The 14,847-nt window shown below is 66.9% G+C and carries 12 protein-coding genes; 6 read left to right on the forward strand and 6 right to left on the reverse strand.

Features of this window, described 5'->3' with window-relative positions; all coding sequences use genetic code 11:
• Positions 1-56: 56 nt before the first annotated feature.
• The 6 genes from ACFFGH_RS15870 to ACFFGH_RS15895 all read right to left on the reverse strand — a co-directional run bounded on the left by ACFFGH_RS15870 (position 57) and on the right by ACFFGH_RS15895 (position 6,803).
• The gene (locus ACFFGH_RS15870; protein WP_386669944.1) at positions 57-1,685 is read right to left on the reverse strand and encodes a carboxyl transferase domain-containing protein; all 1,629 of its coding nucleotides are present in this window, start codon (positions 1,683-1,685) and stop codon (positions 57-59) included.
• Between the two features lie 372 nt (positions 1,686-2,057).
• A complete protein-coding gene (locus ACFFGH_RS15875) occupies positions 2,058-2,360 on the reverse strand; it encodes a hypothetical protein (RefSeq protein WP_386669946.1) in 303 nt (100 codons plus the stop codon).
• Positions 2,361-2,519: 159 nt separating this feature from the next.
• Positions 2,520-2,867, reverse strand: a complete 348-nt coding sequence (locus ACFFGH_RS15880; protein WP_386669948.1) for a hypothetical protein — start codon at positions 2,865-2,867, stop codon at positions 2,520-2,522.
• Between the two features lie 125 nt (positions 2,868-2,992).
• Positions 2,993-4,168 carry a thiolase family protein gene (locus ACFFGH_RS15885; protein ID WP_386669951.1) on the reverse strand — a complete coding sequence of 392 codons (1,176 nt, stop codon included), beginning with the start codon at positions 4,166-4,168 and terminating at the stop codon, positions 2,993-2,995.
• Positions 4,169-4,441: 273 nt separating this feature from the next.
• Positions 4,442-5,599: an isovaleryl-CoA dehydrogenase gene (locus ACFFGH_RS15890; protein WP_386669952.1), complete on the reverse strand. Its 1,158-nt coding sequence runs from the start codon at positions 5,597-5,599 to the stop codon at positions 4,442-4,444.
• 100 nt (positions 5,600-5,699) lie between these two features.
• Positions 5,700-6,803 carry a Glu/Leu/Phe/Val dehydrogenase dimerization domain-containing protein gene (locus ACFFGH_RS15895; RefSeq protein ID WP_386669955.1) on the reverse strand — a complete coding sequence of 368 codons (1,104 nt, stop codon included), beginning with the start codon at positions 6,801-6,803 and terminating at the stop codon, positions 5,700-5,702.
• Positions 6,804-7,198: 395 nt separating this feature from the next.
• Here ACFFGH_RS15895 and ACFFGH_RS15900 point away from each other — a divergent pair, with 395 nt between their 5' ends.
• From ACFFGH_RS15900 to ACFFGH_RS15925, 6 genes are all read left to right on the forward strand, one after another.
• Positions 7,199-7,960: a cupredoxin domain-containing protein gene (locus ACFFGH_RS15900; RefSeq protein WP_386669957.1), complete on the forward strand. Its 762-nt coding sequence runs from the start codon at positions 7,199-7,201 to the stop codon at positions 7,958-7,960.
• Positions 7,961-7,970: 10 nt separating this feature from the next.
• The gene (locus ACFFGH_RS15905; protein ID WP_386669959.1) at positions 7,971-9,002 is read left to right on the forward strand and encodes a hypothetical protein; all 1,032 of its coding nucleotides are present in this window, start codon (positions 7,971-7,973) and stop codon (positions 9,000-9,002) included.
• Between the two features lie 152 nt (positions 9,003-9,154).
• Positions 9,155-10,096, forward strand: a complete 942-nt coding sequence (locus tag ACFFGH_RS15910; RefSeq protein ID WP_386669962.1) for a DUF3034 family protein — start codon at positions 9,155-9,157, stop codon at positions 10,094-10,096.
• A 19-nt stretch (positions 10,097-10,115) separates the two neighbouring features.
• Positions 10,116-10,601 carry a group I truncated hemoglobin gene (locus ACFFGH_RS15915; protein WP_386669964.1) on the forward strand — a complete coding sequence of 162 codons (486 nt, stop codon included), beginning with the start codon at positions 10,116-10,118 and terminating at the stop codon, positions 10,599-10,601.
• Positions 10,602-10,880: 279 nt separating this feature from the next.
• The gene (locus tag ACFFGH_RS15920) at positions 10,881-14,336 is read left to right on the forward strand and encodes a methylmalonyl-CoA mutase family protein (protein ID WP_386669966.1); all 3,456 of its coding nucleotides are present in this window, start codon (positions 10,881-10,883) and stop codon (positions 14,334-14,336) included.
• A 3-nt stretch (positions 14,337-14,339) separates the two neighbouring features.
• A complete protein-coding gene (locus tag ACFFGH_RS15925) occupies positions 14,340-14,840 on the forward strand; it encodes a nucleotidyltransferase family protein (RefSeq protein ID WP_386669969.1) in 501 nt (166 codons plus the stop codon).
• Positions 14,841-14,847 lie beyond the last annotated feature (7 nt).

Consider the following 14,847-nt stretch of genomic DNA (forward strand, 5'->3'; position numbering starts at 1 on the left):
GCCAGTTACCTCCCGATGCCCGGCCGGAGCGCCGGGCGCCGCGACTATCCGACCGACTACATCCGGAATACGCCGAACCGCGTGCCATTCGTCTGACCCGGCGCGGGTTCGATCGGCGCGTTAAGGCTGGCTGACAGGCCGAGTCCGAGCACGCGGCGTGTGTCGGCGGGATCGATGATGCCGTCGTCCCACAGTCGCGCGGTGGCGTAGTAGGGGTTGCCCTGCGTTTCGTACTGGTCGCGGATTGGCGTCTTGAACGCTTCTTCTTCTTCGGGCGTCCACGCCTTGCCGGCCGCTTCGATGCCGTCGCGACGCACGGTCGCGAGCACGCTCGCGGCCTGCTCGCCGCCCATCACGCTGATACGCGCGTTCGGCCACATCCACAGGAAGCGCGCGCCGTACGAGCGCCCGCACATCGCGTAGTTGCCCGCACCGAAGCTGCCGCCGATCACCACGGTGAACTTCGGCACGTGCGAGCACGCCACTGCGGTGACCATCTTCGCACCGTCCTTTGCGATGCCCGCGTTCTCGTACTTGCGGCCGACCATGAAGCCGGTGATGTTCTGCAGGAACACGAGCGGAATGCCGCGCTGGTTGCACAGCTCGATGAAGTGCGCGCCCTTGAGCGCGCTCTCCGCGAACAGGATGCCGTTGTTCGCGACGATGCCGACCGGGTAGCCGTGCAGGTGCGCGAAGCCGGTCACGAGCGTCTTGCCGTAACGTGCCTTGAATTCCTGGAAATCGCTTCCATCGACGATGCGCGCAATGACCTCGCGGATGTCGAACGGTCGGCGGGTGTCCTTGGGCACGATGCCGTACAGCTCCTCGGCGGCGAACAGAGGCTCGCGCGCAGGCTGTACAGCAACCGGCAGCGTCTTGCGACGATTGAGGTGGCCGACGATATCCCGCGCGATCTGCAGCGCGTGGCGGTCATCCTGGGCGAAGTGGTCCGCAACGCCCGACACGCTGGTGTGCACCTCGGCGCCGCCGAGGGCCTCCGCATCGACAACCTCGCCCGTTGCGGCCTTCACCAGCGGCGGGCCTCCGAGGAAGATCGTGCCCTGTTCCTTGACGATGATCGACTCGTCGCACATCGCCGGTACGTAGGCGCCGCCCGCAGTGCAGCTGCCCATGACCACGGCAATCTGCGGGATGTTCTCGGCGCTCATTCGCGCCTGGTTGTAGAAGATGCGGCCGAAGTGCTCCTTGTCGGGAAACACTTCGTCCTGCAGCGGCAGGAATGCGCCGCCTGAATCGACGAGGTACACGCACGGGAGCCGGTTCTCGCGCGCGACTTCCTGCGCGCGCAGGTGCTTCTTCACCGTCATCGGGAAGTAGGTGCCGCCTTTGACCGTCGCGTCGTTCGCCACAATCACGACTTCCTGCCCCATGACGCGCCCGATACCGCAGACCATGCCGGCCGCAGGCGCTGCGTCGTCATACATGCCCTCGGCCGCCAGCGGAGCGATCTCCAGGAACGGCGATCCGGGGTCGAGCAGGGCAGTGATGCGATCGCGCGCAAGCAGCTTGCCGCGCTCGGTGTGTTTCGTGCGTGCCTTGGCGCCGCCGCCTTCTGCTGCGCGCGCCAGACGTGCGTCGAGCTCCTCGACGAGCGACCGGTGGTAGGCCACGTTGTCACGGAATTCTTGCGAGCGCGGATCGAGCTGGGAGGTCAGTGCAGGCATCGGCTTGGCGGCATCGAAGGAAGCGCGGCATCAAACCACAAAGCGCGTGTACGGTCCAAGTAAGCGCCGTGGAAGAGCGTGGATGCCGGTCTGCGCGGGTCTACGCCGCGCTGTGCACAGCAGCGGGGGATGGCAGCGTAGATGCCGAAGTTTTTCGCTGCGAGGGAGCGCACGAAGGCCGGCGCACGTCGGTCGCCTCGGCGCCGGGTCAGGCCCATGTGCGCGAACGCGGCGGCGCACGGATAGCGAGGCGCTTGTCGCGCGCACCTGAGCTCTCCGACCGACTCGGTCGCGCACGCGAGCGCCGGTCCTGCCGGACAAAAAAAGGGCCCGCTTGCGCGGGCCCTTCGTACTGCGTGTACCGCTAACCGATTACTGCTGGACTTCTTCGGTAGCAGCAGCGTCGGCGGCCGGAAGGGCAGCGTCGGCAGCCGGAACAGCGGCGTCGGCCGGGACAGCAGCCGGGTCGATCGCTTCAGCGGTCGTGGTGGCAGCAGCGTCGACGCCTTCAACGGCAGCGGCGCCAGCGGCGTCGGCAGCGACGACGGTCTCGTCGGCAGCCACTTCGGTGGCAGCAGCGGCGTCAGCAACTTCGGCTTCGGCAGCCGGCTCGTTGTTGCAGGCCGACAGGGCGAAAGCAGCGGCGAACAGGGCGACGTAGAGCTTGGTGTTCATGGGTATCTCCGGATGAAGGCTTAGGGTGGGTAAACAACGGTGAAGCAACGCCAGTGCTTGCGTCGGCTCGGCTCATCGCGTCGCGTTCATTCACTGACAAGGAAAAGCCGCCAGAAAGCTGGCGGCCTTCCCGATACAGCAAGCGGCATTACGGGGTGATCAGTTGCCCGAAGCGGCTTCGGCGGCTTCGCCAGCCTGCTCGGCAGCGTCGGCAGCCTGCTCGGCAGCGTCCGCGGCGTTGTCGGCATTGCCCAGGTCGGTCGCGCCGACAGCGGCATTTGCGGAGGTCGCAGCGGCGTCGGCAGCCACGGCTGCAGCATCGGCAGCAGCCTGTGCAGCGTCAGCGGCAGCAGCGTCGCCGGCGGCAATGGCGCCGGTCGCAGCGTCCTGAGCCTCGGTCGCGGCTTCGGCAGCTTCGGCGGCGGAATCGGCGGCCTGCTCCTGGTTGGAGCAAGCGGCCAACGCAAAGCCCAGGGCCAGGGCGAGCAGCGCCTTGTTGATCGTCATGATGCGGTTTCCTCGTCAGAGTATAGGCAACGCGAAACCGCGCGCCCATAACATGATGACAAGCCCTTTACGCGTGTCAAGCGTCGACAAGCGAAAAATTTCATCGGACTGAATAGGGACGCTGGTCAGAGAAGCTCAATCGCCATCGCCGTGGCCTCGCCGCCGCCGATGCAAAGCGAGGCCACGCCACGCTTTCCGCCGCGCTGGCGCAGGGCGTTGATCAGCGTGACCATCAGGCGCGCGCCGCTGGCGCCGATCGGGTGGCCGAGCGCGGTCGCGCCGCCGTGCACATTGAGCTTGTCGTGGGGAATGCCCAGGTCCTTCATCGGCGCCATGGCGACGCACGCGAACGCCTCGTTGATTTCGAAGAGGTCCACGTCGTCAACCGTCCAGCCCGCCTTGCGCAGCACGTCCTCGGTCGCCTTGACCGGCGCGGTGGTGAACAGCTCCGGTGCGTGCGAGTAGCGAGCGTGGGCCACGATGCGCGCGATCGGTTTGATGCCGCGCTCGGCGGCGGCCTCGGCGCTCATGAGTACCGCGGCGGCGGCGCCGTCGGAAATCTTCGACGAGGTGGCGGCCGTGAGCAGGCCTTCCTTGCCGAACGCGGCGCGCAGGCCGGAAATCTTGCTGGGGTCGATGCGGGCCGGCTCTTCGTCCGTGTCAACGACGACCTCGCCCTTGCGGCCCTTGACCGTCACCGGGACGATCTCGTCCTTGAATGCGCCGCTGTCCTGCGCGGCCTTCGCGCGGTTGACGCTCTCGGTTGCGTACGCATCCAAGGCTTCGCGGTCGAAACCGTAGGTCGAGCACATCGCATCGCCGAACACGCCCATCGCCTTGCCGTCGTACGGGTTGGTGAGGCCGTCGTGCGCCATGTGGTCCAGCATTTCCGCGCTGCCGTAGCGGGCGCCAGTGCGCGAGCCATTGAGAAGGTGCGGCGCGTTCGTCATCGATTCCATGCCGCCGGCCACGATCACGCTGGCCGAGCCGGTCTTGATCATGTCGTGCGCGAACATCATCGCCTTCATGCCCGAGCCGCAGACCTTGTTGATGGTCGTGCAGCCGGTGGAGTTCGGCAGGCCCGCCGCGAGCGCCGCCTGGCGAGCAGGCGCCTGCCCGAGGCCGGCCGGCAGCACACAGCCCATGATTACTTCTTCAACCTGGTCCGCCGCGAGGCCAGCATCTTCGAGTGCGCCGCTGATCGCCGCGGCGCCGAGCGTCGGGGTCGGTACTCCGGTGAACTGGCCGAGGAAGGAACCGATGGCGGTGCGCTTGGCACCGACGATGACGACGTCGCTCATGGCGTACTCCTGATGAGGCTGGACGGCCGGGGCCGGAACGTCCCGATTATGCGGCGGTGCAACAGAGGCGGCAAACGCATGGCCTTCACGCGTTGTGGCGGTTCGCGCCCCGGGGGCGTCGCGCCCCCGTCCGGAGCGCAGGGCCCCGCCAAGTCGCGGTCGTCTCCTCGCGGAACGAGAAAAATCTGAGTGGGACGGTTCGTACTAGACCGACCGAGAAGCAAAAGAGAAGGCGGCCAGCGGCCGCCTTTTCCGGACGAACTGTCGGACCGATCAGGAGTTGCCGTTGAACAGCTCCCGGCCGATCAGCATGCGTCGGATCTCATTCGTGCCCGCGCCGATCGCGTAGAGCTTCGCATCGCGCAGGATGCGGCCGGTCGGGTACTCGTTGATGTACCCGTTGCCGCCCAGCGACTGGATCGCCTCCAGCGCCACCTGCACCGCACCTTCGGAGGCATGCAGCAGGCACGACGCCGCATCGATACGGCTGCGATGGCCGGCGTCGTAATCGCGCGCGACCTGGTACGCAAATGCGCGTGCCGACTGCAGCGAGGTGTACATGTCGGCGATCTTCGCCTGCATCAATTCGAAGCAGCCGATCGGCGTGTCGAACTGCTTACGCTCGCGCACGTAGGGCAGGGCGATGTCCATGGAAGCCTGCATCAGGCCGATCGGTCCGCCCGACAGCACCAGACGCTCCGTGTTGAGCCCGCTCATCAACACCTTGACGCCGTTATGCACTTCGCCAAGCACGTTTTCCTGCGGGATCTCGCAGTTCTCGAACACGAGCTCGCAGGTGTTCGACCCGCGCATGCCGAGCTTGTCGAGCTTCTGCGCGGTCGAAAAGCCCTTCATGCCTTTCTCGACCAGGAACGCGGTCATGCACTTGCTGCCCGCTTCCTTGCCGGCGGTGCGCATGTAGACGATCAGCACGTCGGCTTCCGGGCCGTTCGTGATCCACATTTTGTTGCCGTTCGCGACCCAGACGCCGTCGCGCAGTTCTGCGCGGCAGCTCATCGAGCCGACAACGTCGGAGCCCGCGCCCGGCTCGCTCATCGCAAGTGCACCCTTGAACTCGCCGGTGCACAGTTTCGGCAGGTACTTCTGCCGCTGCGCCTCGTTACCGTTCGCATAAAGGTTGCTGACGCACAGGTTGGAATGCGCGCCGTAGCTCAGGCCGATCGAGCCCGACGCCCGCGAAATCTCCTCCATCGCAACCAGGTGCGCGAGATAGCCCATCTCGCTGCCGCCGTACTCGCCCGGGATCGTCAGACCCAGCAGCCCCATCTCGCCGAGCTTCGGCCACAGCTCCTGCGGGAACGCGTTCTCGTGGTCCACCCGTTCGGCAATCGGGGCGATCTCGGCCTCGGCAAAGCGGCGCACGGCATCGCGCAGCGCATCGATTTCTTCACCCAACGGGAAAGGACGCATTGGAACTCCTGGACGGGGTGGCAGCAGCCACGTGGTGCTCTGGAAGGCGGAAATGACGACGGGGCACTAGGCCCCGTCGCTACAACGTACGAATTGCGGCTCAGTGGCCGCCGCGGATGCGGCCCTGGAAACGCGGCACCGAGCGGCCCAGCGGCAGCTTCAGCTTGCCGATCGCGGCGATGCGCTCCTCGGCAAGGCGGTCGGCGGCCTTGTAGGTAGGGATGCCGTCGCGCTCGGAGATCTCGAAGATGCGGCCGACGTTGTGGTAGATCGTGCGCATCATGCGCATGGCGCGCTCACGGTTGTAGCCGTCGAGTTCCAGCGCCACGTTCATCACGCCGCCCGCGTTCACCGCGTAGTCCGGCGCATACAGGATGCCGCGCTTGGCCACTTCGTCGCCGATCGCGTTGTTGGCGAGCTGGTTGTTGGCCGCGCCGCAGATGATCTTCGCCTTGAGGCGCGGGAGCGTCTGCTCGTTGACGGTGCCGCCCAGCGCGCACGGCGAGTAGATGTCGGTCGGCACGTCATAGATCTCGTCCAGGCCCACGGCTTCGGCGCCGTACTCGGACACGGCCTTGTCGACGAGGCCCTTGTTGATGTCGGTGACGAAGATCTTCGCGCCGCGCTCCTTGAGCAGCTTCACGAACTCCATGCCGACGTGGCCGAGACCCTGCACCGAGTAGGAGTACTTGCCGACTTCCTCATCGCCGAAGCGCTTGCTCAGCGAGGCCATCAGGCCCTGCAGCGTGCCGTACGCAGTGAACGGCGACGGGTCGCCCGAGCCGCCGTGGACCTGGTGCACGCCGGTGACGTACTCGGTCTCGCGGTAGACGTATTCCATGTCGTTGACGTCGATGCCGACGTCCTCGGCCGTGATGTAGCGGCCGCCGAGCGACTCGACGAACTGGCCGAACGCACGGAACAGGGCCTCGGACTTGTCCGTCGCCGGGTCACCGATGATCACCGCCTTGCCGCCGCCGATGTTCAGGCCCGCGACCGCGTTCTTGTACGTCATGCCGCGCGACAGCCGTAGCACGTCATTGAGCGCGTCGGCCTCGGTCTTGTACGGCCACATGCGCGTACCGCCGAGCGCGGGGCCGAGCACCGTGTTGTGGATCGCGATGATGGCCTTCAGGCCTGCGTCCTTGTTGTGGCAGAACACGACCTGCTCGTGGCCGAAGGTGTCGAGGGTTTCGAAAATCATCCGGTGCTCCGCGTCGGCAGGCGGTCGCACGGGCCACCACGCCGGCTAAGTTAGTAACTCGTTGAATCGGAAAGGATTCGCCTCTGCATGGGGCCCGAGGGCGCCTGGCGCAGGGCCGACATTCTAATGCAAACGATTGCAGGGCCCGTGACGCGGCCACGACGGGGCCGGCACTCGAGTCCGCATACGCCAGTGTCGGCACAGCGCGCTGCACGCGCGCCTGCCTTCGATTAAGTCAGCTGGCGTGCGTGCAGGGCGCGCGCCGAGTAATCGCCGTCGCGGTTGCAATCATCGCGGCGGGCCCCGTGCATCCATCCGCCACCGTCGCGCGTATCAGCCGCTGTCCAGCAGTCGCCGGCGTTTCCGGCGGGCTCGATCGACGACAGGGGATGACGATGAAAAACATTGTTGGCGCATGCGTGCTTGCATGTGGCATGGCCGCGGGGCTGCACACGACGCCCGTAATTGCGAAGGCGGGAATGCACCCGGATCATCCAACCGATGAGCCGCGGCAGCAGGAAGTCCGCAAGCGCGCCCGCACGGAGCGCGCCACGATCCGGAAGCGCGAAACGGCCCCGGTCCGCGAGGCCAGCGCCGAGATCAGCGGGCGAATCGCCCTGGCCGCGGGGCCGCGCCAGGACGTGCTGCAGGGCGAAGTCTCGCAGACGGTCGTCTACTTCCTGCCGGCCGCGGGTGCCGACAAGCCATCTCCCGAACGTTTCACCGCGGCCACCTATACCAAGGGCTTCGATCCGAACCTGCTGGTCGTGCCGGTCGGCAGCACGGTGAGCTTCCCGAACCGCGACGTCATCATCCACAACGTGTTCTCGTCGACGCCGGGGTCGGCGTTCGATCTCGGCATGTATCGACCCGGCGAAACACGCTCGCAGCGCTTCGACCGTGCCGGGCTCGTCGTCGTCGGCTGCAACGTGCACCGCGGGATGCGCGCGAACGTGCTCGTTCTGGAAACGCCGCACTACACCCGCGCCGCGGCCGACGGCAGCTTCAAGCTGTCGGGCCTGCCTGAGGGCAAGGGCACGCTGGTGATCTGGCATCCCCGCGCAAGCGCGCAGGCCGTCGCGGTCGATGGCCCCGTGGCCGCGCCCGTCATCCGCACGCTGGTCGCGAGCCGACCGCGCATCGCCAGTTACCAGTGAGGATCGGACAATGAGTGCGAAACGTTTTCTTACCGTGTGCGTGGCCGCCGGCCTGCTGCTGATCGGCCTGCTGGCTGCAATGCTGATGTGGCAACGCGCCCGGGTGCTGTCTGCCCACGACGCGCAACTGAGCGAGCAGGTCCGTGCGGCGCAACGCGTGGTCGAGACCCAGCACCGCGATGCCCTGCGCATGCGTGCGGAACAGGTGGCCGATGACCCCGCGTTCGCGGGCTACGTCGAGCAGGCGATGGGCGGCGCACTGCCGGGCATGCCGGTCGACACGACATCGATCGCCGACCTGCTGCGCGAACGCCAGAACCAACTGGGCCACTCCGCGTCGGCCGTCCTGGACCGTAACGGTCGCATCATTGCCGCGACCGCCGACCTCGCGCCCTCGGGCACGCTGCAGGGCGACCCTGTGTTCGAACGCGCGCGTGCCGGACTCACGGCTTCGACCGGCATCCGCGTGCAGGGCGAGGGTCTGGCGCACACCGCTGTGCTGCCGCTCGCCGCCGTGGGGGTCAGCGAAGGCTTCCTGCTCGTCGCGAGCCCGGTCGACCTGCGCTTTGCACAATCGATCGCGTCGGCGACCGGTACCGACGTGATCCTCAAGAAGACCGGCAGCCCGCACCCGGTCGCCTCGACGCTTGGAACGACTTCGCTTGATGCTGCTACCAAGGCCAGCCTGTCGACTGCTGCGTCCGCCCGCATCGCCGGCGCCAAACGGCCCGTGCTGCGTTTCCCGCTGCTCGATTCCAGCGTTGCTCAACTGATCGTGGTTGCGCCCGATGCGCCGCGCGCGGCCCTCGCAGGTGCGCTGACCGTGCCCTGGCTGTTGCTCGGCGCGGCTCTACTGACCGCGCTTGCCGCAGCAGCCTGGTCGCTGTGGCGCTTCGTGCTGCAGCCTGCGGAGGAAGTCGCCACGCGTCTCGATCGTGCCAGCGGCGGTGATTACCGGCTGCAGTTTCCGGAGGGCGAGGCGGGTGCGATGGTGCCGCTCGCATCGGCGTTCAACCGGCTCATGGTCAGCCTGCGCAGCTAAGCGCAGATGCCGCACCGCGTCACACGCGCGCTTTGCCGATGCAGGTCAACAGCGCGTTGCGCATCGGCTGGCGCATCCGCTGCATCGGCCCAGCCGTATAGCGCGATGACGGTGCGCAAGGCACGTCGGACATCGCACAGGGGAGAACGAACTTGAACCAGGTTTTGCCGTATCGAATGCCGCGCCTGCAACTGGCGCTCGGGGTGTCGCTGGCGCTGCTCGCATTGAGCGCGCCGGCGCAGGATCTGTCGTCGCTCGAGGCCCCGGCCGAAGAGACGATCGACGACCGCAACGGCACCAGCGGAAAACTGCTGCTCACCGGCGGCGTGACGCAGGTGGAAGGCGCGGCTGGTGGTGGCCTGACGCCATGGGCCGTGATCGGCGGCTACGGCACTCGCAACCAGATCGGTGGGAATGCGTACTTCACCCGCGTCGACGTCGACGACTACAGCCTCGACAGCTACGGCGCGCTGGTGGGCTTCTACGATCGCGTCGAGCTGAGCGTCGCGCGCAACGAGTTCGACACCGAGAACGTCGGCGCTGCGCTCGGCCTCGGGCGAGGCTTCACGATCAAACAGGACGTGTTCGGCGTGAAGGTCAAGGTTGCCGGCGATGCGGTGCTCGAGCAGGACTCGATGCTGCCGCAGATCGCGATTGGTGCGCAGTACAAGCGCAACGATCAGGGCGCACTGCTGGCGGCAATCGGCGCAAAGGACGACAGCGGGGTCGACGTTTACATCAGCGCGACCAAGCTGTTTCTGAGCCAGAGCCTGCTGCTCAACGGCACCGTGCGTTTCACCGAGGCGAACCAGTTCGGCATCCTCGGCTTTGGCGGCGACAAGCACGACGGCTACGAAGCGCAGTTCGAGGCGTCGGCCGCCTATCTGGTGACGCGCAACCTCGCCATCGGCGCCGAATACCGAACCAAGCCCGACAACCTCAACATCGCCGTCGAAGACGACGCGTTCGACGTGTTCGTCGCCTGGGCGCCGGTCAAGCACGTCTCGCTGACGGTCGCCTATGTCGACCTCGGCAATATCGTTATCGCGGACAAGCAGCGCGGCGTCTACGCGTCGCTGCAGGTCGGCTTCTGAAACACGGGGGAACACACAGATGAACTTCTACCGATCCATATTGGCCGCCGCGCTTTCGCTCGGCCTCACGTTCAGTGCTGCCGCACAGACGGCTGCCCCAGCGCAGCAGGACCCGACCGCGCCCAACCCGGCGCCGGTGCACCCCGAGCTCAAGGGTGTCTTCGAGGACTTCGGCGGCGAGGCCGGCCTGACTGCGCTGATGGACGAGTTCATGGTCGTCATGCTGGCCGACCCGCGCATGCGCCCGTTCTTCGAGAACACGGACCAGCCGCGCGTCAAACGCCAGCTCGTCGAGCAGTTCTGCGCCATCCTCGGCGGCGGCTGCACGTACACCGGGCGCGACATGAAGTCGGCGCATGCCGGCCTGAAAATCGATCGCGCGGATTTCAATGCGCTGGTCGAGGACCTGCAGGTCGCGATGGACCGCAAGGGCGTGCCGTTCCGCTCGCAGAACAAGCTGCTGGCGGTGCTGGCGCCGATGCACCGGGAAATGATCAACCGCTGAGACCGGTCGGACGCGGCGGCGCGCTGCCGCCGTGTCCCCAAGCTACGCCGCGGCCCTCGAACCGCGGCTGCCGGCGTCAGCGCACCCGAGGGCGGCACCTGACCCCGGCCCCGCCGTTCCGCGCCCAGCGGCTGAACAGGCAAGAGTCCCGCACGGTGCCTCGATCCGCCCCTCGCGCTCATACCAGCAGGCTCCCCGGGGCGCCCGATCCAGTGCATAAGCCGTTGAAGTTGCCCGCGCTACAATCGGGCCATCCCGATTGTCGATCCGAGGCCGCCCGTGAGCACGCCTGCCAGCAATTTGCCTGAAGCCCAGTCGCCGCAGCCCGAGGCCGCCACGCCGCTGCGCTTCGTCACCGCCGCCAGCCTGTTCGACGGGCACGACGCGGCAATCAACATCATGCGCCGCCTGATTCAGGGGCAGGGCGCCGAAGTCATCCACCTCGGCCACAACCGCTCGGTCGAGGACGTCGTGCGCGCCGCGCTGCAGGAAGACGCCGACGGCATCGCGCTGTCGTCCTACCAGGGCGGCCACGTCGAGTACTTCAAGTACATGGTCGACATGCTGCGCGAGCGCGGCGCCGGCCACATCCGCGTGTTCGGCGGCGGCGGCGGCACGATCACGCCCGAGGAGATCCGCGAGCTGCAGGACTACGGCGTCGAGCGCATCTACCACCCGAACGACGGCATGCACATGGGCCTCGTCGCGATGATCGAGGACGTGATCCGCCGCGCGAGCGAAGGTCGCCAGGCCGACGTCACGCCGGACAAGGCGGCTGACATCGATGACGAGATCACGATCGGCAAGATGCTCTCGGCGATCGAGGAAGGCCTGCTTGACGAAGGCCAGCTCGCGCACGCGCGCAAGCAGTGGCAGCTCGCAGGCGGCAAGACCCCGGTCATCGGCATCACCGGCACCGGCGGCGCGGGCAAGTCGTCGGTCACCGACGAGCTGCTCAACCGCTTCCTCGCCAGCTTCCCCGAGATACGCATCGCGGTGATCTCGGTCGACCCGACCCGCCGCCGCAGCGGCGGCGCGCTGCTCGGAGACCGCATCCGCATGAACTCGCTGCGCTCCAAGCGCGTGTACATGCGCTCGATGGCCACGCGCCGCCAGCACGCGGCGACGAACGCCGTGCTCAAGGATTCGATCGGCTTCCTCAAGGGTCTGGGCTACGACCTCGTCATCGTCGAGACCGCCGGCATCGGCCAGTCCGACTCGGAGATCGTCGACCTCGTCGATTTCCCGATGTACGTGATGACCAGCGACTTCGGCGCGCCGAGCCAGCTCGAGAAGATCGACATGCTCGACTTCGCCGAGCTCGTCGTGCTCAACAAGTTCGACAAGCGTGGCGCCGAGGACGCGCTGCGCGACGTGCGCAAGCAGTGGAAGCGCAACCGCGTCGCGTTCCAGACCAAGGACGAGGACGTCCCGGTCTACCCGACGATCGCGAGCCAGTTCAACGACCCCGGCATCAGCTGGATGTTCTCAAACCTCTGCCGCCTGCTGCGCGAGAAGCTCGGCCTGCCGGCCGAGAAGTGGACGCCCGAGATCGATACCTCGCTCAAGGAGCCGCGCGCGACGGTGCTGATCCCGGGCAGCCGGGTGCGCTACCTCGCCGAGATCGCCGAGCAGGGCCGCAGCATCAACCGCCAGATCGAGACCCAGGCCGAGATCGCCGACCGCGCGCAGAGCTGCTGGCAGGCGCTGGAGGCACTGGAGGACGAGGCGCTGCCGAAGGCGCTCGACCTGTACCCGGCCGAGGCCCTGACCGGCGGCGGCGACAAAACGCTGCTCACGTTGCGCCAGCGCTACAACGACGCCGTGCAGTCGCTCACGTCCGAAGCGCTCAAGCTGCTGCGTGAGTGGCCCGCGCGCCTGAAGTCGATCACCGACGAGGTCAACGAGTACAAAGTTCGCGACAAGGTCATCCGCGTCGAAAACTACCGCGAGTCGCTGAGCCACCAGAAGATCCCGAAGATCGCCGCGCCCACCTACAAGGGTTGGGGCGACCTGCTGACCTTCCTGCAGAAAGAAAACCTGCCGGGCTACTACCCGTACACCGGCGGCGTGTACCCGTACCGCCGCACCGGCGAGGACCCGATCCGCATGTTCGCGGGCGAGGGCACGCCCGAGCGCACCAATCGCCGCTTCCATTACCTCTCGGTCGGCCAGCCGGCCGCGCGCCTGTCCACCGCGTTCGACTCGGTCACGCTCTACGGCGAAGACCCGGCGCCGCGCCCGGACATCTACGGCAAGATCGGCAACTCGGGCGTCAACATCGCCACGCTCGACGACATGAAGAAGCTGTACTCCGGCTTCGACCTGTGCGCGCCCACCACCTCGGTGTCGATGACGATCAACGGACCTGCGCCGATGATCCTCGCGATGTTCATGAACACCGCGATCGACCAGCAGGTCGAGAAGTACCTGCGCGCCGACCAGGCCCGCTGGGACGCCGCGCGCGAAGTCATGGACAAGATGTTCGAAGGCCGCGAGCGGCCGATGTACAGCGGCATGCTGCCCGAGACGAACGACGGACTCGGCCTCGGCCTGCTCGGCGTCACCGGTGATCAGGTGGTCGAGCGCGAGGTCTACGAAAAAATCCGCGCCGAGACGCTCGCCACCGTGCGCGGCACGGTGCAGGCCGACATCCTGAAAGAAGACCAGGCCCAGAACACCTGCATCTTCAGCACCGAGTTCGCCCTGCGCATGATGGGCGACATCCAGCAGTTCTTCGTGGACCACAACGTCCGCAACTTCTACTCGGTGTCGATCAGCGGGTATCACATCGCCGAAGCCGGCGCGAACCCGATCAGCCAGCTCGCCTTTACGCTGAGCAACGGCTTCACGATCGTCGAGTACTACCTCGCGCGCGGCATGAAGATCGACGACTTCGCGCCCAACCTGTCGTTCTTCTTCTCCAACGGCATGGACCCGGAGTACACCGTCATCGGCCGCGTCGCCCGCCGCATCTGGGCCCGCGCCATGCGCGAGCGCTACGGTGCGTCCGCGCGCAGCCAGATGATGAAGTACCACATCCAGACCAGCGGCCGGTCCCTGCACGCGCAGGAGATCCAGTTCAACGACATCCGCACCACGCTGCAGGCGCTGTACGCACTGTTCGACAACTGCAACAGCCTGCACACCAACGCCTACGACGAGGCGATCACCACGCCGACCGAAGAGAGCGTGCGCCGCGCGGTCGCGATCCAGATGATCATCAACAAGGAGCTGGGGCTTAATTTCAACGAGAACCCCTGGCAGGGCAGCTTCATCGTCGACAAGCTCACCGACATCGTCGAAGAGGCCGTCTACAAGGAGTTCGAGGCCATCAGCGAGCGCGGCGGCGTGCTCGGTGCCATGGACACCATGTACCAGCGCGGCAAGATCCAGGAAGAGTCGCTCTACTACGAGCACAAGAAGCACGACGGCAGTCTGCCGCTGATCGGCGTCAACACCTACCTGCCCAAGGACCACGGCGGCGACATCGTCACCGAGATCGAGCTCATCCGCTCCACGCCGGAGGAAAAGGGGCAGCAGATCGAGAATGTGGCCACCTACCAAGGCAACCGCAACGCGTTCGCGGGCGACGGCCTCAAACCGCTGCAGGCGGCGGCGCGGGAGCGGAAGAATGTGTTTGCCAGCCTGATGGAGGCGGTGAAGACGCACTCGCTGGGGCAGATCAGTCATGCGCTCTACGACGTCGGCGGCGAGTACCGCCGCAACATGTAAGTCGTGTCGAGGCTCATCGACCAGATCCGGCAGGCGCTCGCCGCATTCGCGGCCGAGGACGTTTCGCCGGCGCTGATCGGCGGCCTCGCGCTCGCTGCGCATCGGGTGGTGCGCGCGACACAGGACGTGGACTTCCTCGTCGATGCCGACGACGCCGACCGCGTCCACGCGGCATTGCTCGGTCTCGGCTACCGCTGCATCCACCGCAGCGAGGACGCCGCGAACTACGTGCGCGGCGACGAGGGGTTGGACCTGCTGTACGCGCACCGTCCGATCGCGAGGCGCCTGCTCAACGAGGCCGAGTCCCGCGACACGCCGATGGGCCGGCTGCGCGTGATCACCGCCGAGGGCCTAGTCGCGTTCAAGCTGCAGGGCTACGTCAACGACCCCGCGCGCGCGCGCGACCTCGAGGACATCCGCGCGCTGCTGCGCACGCCCCCGATGCGCTCGATCTCGACGAGATCGCCGGCTACTTCCGCCTGTTCGAGCGCGACGAATTGCTGACCCAGCT

This window comes from Lysobacter korlensis (assembly GCF_042434515.1).

Coding starts and splice junctions, on each gene's coding strand:
- ACFFGH_RS15870 (WP_386669944.1), bottom strand. CDS start 1,685: ATGCCTGCACTGACCTCCCAGCTCGATCCGCGCTCGCAAGAATTCCGT.
- ACFFGH_RS15875 (WP_386669946.1), bottom strand. CDS start 2,360: ATGAACACCAAGCTCTACGTCGCCCTGTTCGCCGCTGCTTTCGCCCTG.
- ACFFGH_RS15880 (WP_386669948.1), bottom strand. CDS start 2,867: ATGACGATCAACAAGGCGCTGCTCGCCCTGGCCCTGGGCTTTGCGTTG.
- ACFFGH_RS15885 (WP_386669951.1), bottom strand. CDS start 4,168: ATGAGCGACGTCGTCATCGTCGGTGCCAAGCGCACCGCCATCGGTTCC.
- ACFFGH_RS15890 (WP_386669952.1), bottom strand. CDS start 5,599: ATGCGTCCTTTCCCGTTGGGTGAAGAAATCGATGCGCTGCGCGATGCC.
- ACFFGH_RS15895 (WP_386669955.1), bottom strand. CDS start 6,803: ATGATTTTCGAAACCCTCGACACCTTCGGCCACGAGCAGGTCGTGTTC.
- ACFFGH_RS15900 (WP_386669957.1), top strand. CDS start 7,199: ATGAAAAACATTGTTGGCGCATGCGTGCTTGCATGTGGCATGGCCGCG.
- ACFFGH_RS15905 (WP_386669959.1), top strand. CDS start 7,971: ATGAGTGCGAAACGTTTTCTTACCGTGTGCGTGGCCGCCGGCCTGCTG.
- ACFFGH_RS15915 (WP_386669964.1), top strand. CDS start 10,116: ATGAACTTCTACCGATCCATATTGGCCGCCGCGCTTTCGCTCGGCCTC.